The following is a 2,757-nucleotide window of genomic DNA, read 5'->3' on the forward strand; positions in this document are numbered from 1 at the left end:
CCGATCCGACTAAAACGACGTTTTGAGCCACACCGGGATTGATGTGGCCGCTGCCCACAGTACCGGTATGTCGTCTCCGATCGCCCGGCTCGGCTCGCAGTCGTTCGGTGGCGAAACCGAGCCGACAGTGGTCGACGTGAGCGGCGACGACGCCGACGCCGTGCTGGACGCACTGAGCTCCGACACCGCGCGGGCGCTGTACTGCGAGATCGACGAGGAGCCGGCCCCGCCGTCGGTGTTGGCGCGGCGGCTCGACAGCTCGGTCCAGAACGTCCACTACCACCTCTCGAACCTCGAAGCGGCCGGGCTCGTTCAGGTCGTCGGCAGCGACTACTCCGAGAAGGGCAACGAGATGGACGTCTACGGCGTCGCCGCCGACCCGATCGTGCTGGCCGCCGGCGCGACCCCGGAGGAGCGCTCAACGCTCCGGCAGCTGCTCGCGGACTGGACCACCGGCGTCGCCGCCATCGGGCTGGTGAGCGTCGCCATCCAACTGCTCGCCGTCCGACTCGTCGGCAGCGGGAGCGGCGTGTTCGAACCGGCCTCGCCGGGGCTTCCCGACGACGCGGTCCTCCCCTGGCTGGCGGAGGCGGTCGCGGCGCCCGGCCTGCTGTTCTTCGTCGGCGGCGTGGCGGTGCTCACCGTCGCGATCGCGCTGGAGCTGCTGGGGGAGTAGCGCCGTTCGGCGGTAGTCTCATATGACTGTTTACCCAACAGTGCCGCGTGTACGAGTCGCGGGATCGGACCGACACCGTGTTGCTGGTCATGGCTTCAGGCCGTGACCGCGATCTCCTCAGCGATCGGCTCGAAACCGGGGGCGGCTACGAGGTGCTGACACCGACGGAGTCGGCGACGCTCCCGGCGTACGACGCCTGTCTGATCGACGGGGACTCCCTCGAACAGTACGAGGACGCCCTCCGGCAGCGCAAGCGGGACGCCGACGCCTACCTCCCACACCTGTTGCTGGACGGGGCGGACACCGAGCCGCCCCAACCGTCGGCGTCCGAGGACCCCATCGACGACCCGCTCATCGACGACGTGCTGAGCCGCCCCGTCGACGAGGGGACGCTCGTCCGCCGGATCGAGAACCTCCTCGCGACCCGCCGGGCGTCGGTCGCGCTGGCCGACCGCGAACTGCAGTACCGGCAACTGGTCGAGCTCACCCCGCAGGCGGTCCTGCTGGTCGACGACGGGCGGATCGTCTACGCCAACGCCGCCGCGGTCGAGCTGTTCGACGCGGCGAGCACGGAACTGCGCGGCGAGCACGTCACCCGGTTCGTCGACGAGGCGGGTGAGACCGCGCTGACGGCGCTGCTGGACGCGGTCCCGCCCGCCGGTGAGGGCGCCTCTGAGTTCATCGACGTGCGGTTCGAGACCGTCGACGGCCGGCACATCGACGGCGAAGCCGCCGGCATCCGGGTCAGCTACCGTGACACCGAGGTGGTCCAACTGCTCGTCCGCGACCAGACCGACGCCCGGCGCCGTGAGGACCGGCTCCAGCTGTTCGGCCGTGCGGTGGAGGCGGCCAACCACGGGATCACCGTCGCCGACGTACGCGCCGACGACGAGCCGCTGATCTTCGCCAACGCCGGCTTCACCCGGATCACCGGCTACCCGCTCGGGGAGGTCCTCGGCCGGAACTGTCGGTTCCTGCAGGGGGAGAACACCGACCAGTCGACGGTCGATCGGCTCAGAGCCGCGATCGACGCCGGCGAGCCCGCCTCGGAGGACCTGCTCAACTACCGCCGGGACGGCACCCCGTTCTGGAACCGGCTGGACCTCGTCCCCATCCACGACGACGACGGCGAGCTGTCCTACTACCTCGGCCTCCAGCGCGACATCACCGAACAGATACAGAACGAACAGCGCCTCGCGGTGCTCGACCGCATCCTGCGACACAACGTCCGGAACAAGACCAACGTCATCCGAGGGTACGCCGAGACGATCGCCCAAGGAGAAGCCGATCCGGTGACGGCGGCCGAGCGCATCGTCGACGCCGCGGACGAGCTGTACACGATCAGCGAGCAGGTCCGCGAGTTCGACACCGTCGTCCGGAACACCGAGGAATCGATCGACGTGGTGCAGTTGGACGCAGTCGTCGGCGAGGGAGTGGCGGCGCTCCGCGAGGAGTTCCCCGGCGCCGACGTGCAGTTCCGGGCTTCGGGCTCGGTCGCGGTCCACGCCAACCCCACGCTCCGGGCAGCACTCCAGAACCTCCTCTACCAACTCGGCGACGCCGACCAGCCGGCCGCGGAGATCACGCTGGTCGGGGAGGGTACTGATGTCCGCCTCGAAGTGCGCGACCGCGGGGGCGCGATCCCGCCGGAGGAACTCGAACTGGTGTCGGCCCGGTCGGAGACGCCGCTGGAGCACTTACAGGGACTCGAGCTCTGGCTGCTGCGCTGGGCCGTCGAACAGTCCGGCGGCGAGTTCACCCTCGGCGACGCCGACGGCGACCCGCTGATCCGGATGCGGTTCCCCGCGGCCGACCGCGAGCCGCCGCTTCGAGATTCGTAACGGTCCCCGGCGGCCGGACCCATCGACGTGTACACCAGCGTCGAGGCCAGAGCCGAGGGATTCAAGGTCGTGCCTATCCCCTTCTCCACCGATGCGTCAGGACCACCTCGTCGCCGCGGGACAGCTCTCCCGGGCCGACGTCGAGCGGCTGCTCGACCGCGCGGCCGAGTTCGTCGGCGCCGACGGCCGCGAGGAGATCGTGTTCACCAAGAACACGACCGAGGCGTTCAACCTCGTCGC

General features: G+C 69.9%; 2 protein-coding genes and 1 pseudogene. All 3 read left to right on the top strand.

Annotated features, from left to right (window positions below):
* Positions 1 to 67 precede the first annotated feature (67 nt).
* A complete protein-coding gene (locus ACFR9S_RS07915; RefSeq protein WP_379731480.1) occupies positions 68 to 676 on the top strand; it encodes an ArsR/SmtB family transcription factor in 609 nt (202 codons plus the stop codon).
* Positions 677 to 723: 47 nt separating this feature from the next.
* On the top strand, positions 724 to 2,517 hold the full coding sequence (locus tag ACFR9S_RS07920; protein WP_379731481.1) for a PAS domain-containing protein: 1,794 nt from the start codon (positions 724 to 726) through the stop codon (positions 2,515 to 2,517).
* A gap of 154 nt (positions 2,518 to 2,671) precedes the next feature.
* Positions 2,672 to 2,757 (top strand): annotated as a pseudogene (locus ACFR9S_RS07925) (aminotransferase class V-fold PLP-dependent enzyme); the annotation flags it as partial.

Origin of the sequence: Halolamina salina, assembly GCF_042678005.1 — an archaeon.
GTDB lineage: Archaea > Halobacteriota > Halobacteria > Halobacteriales > Haloferacaceae > Halolamina > Halolamina salina.

What these genes read in the sequence shown, in the direction of transcription:
- ACFR9S_RS07915 (WP_379731480.1), top strand. Translation starts at nt 68, where the DNA reads ATGTCGTCTCCGATCGCCCGGCTCGGCTCGCAGTCGTTCGGTGGCGAA.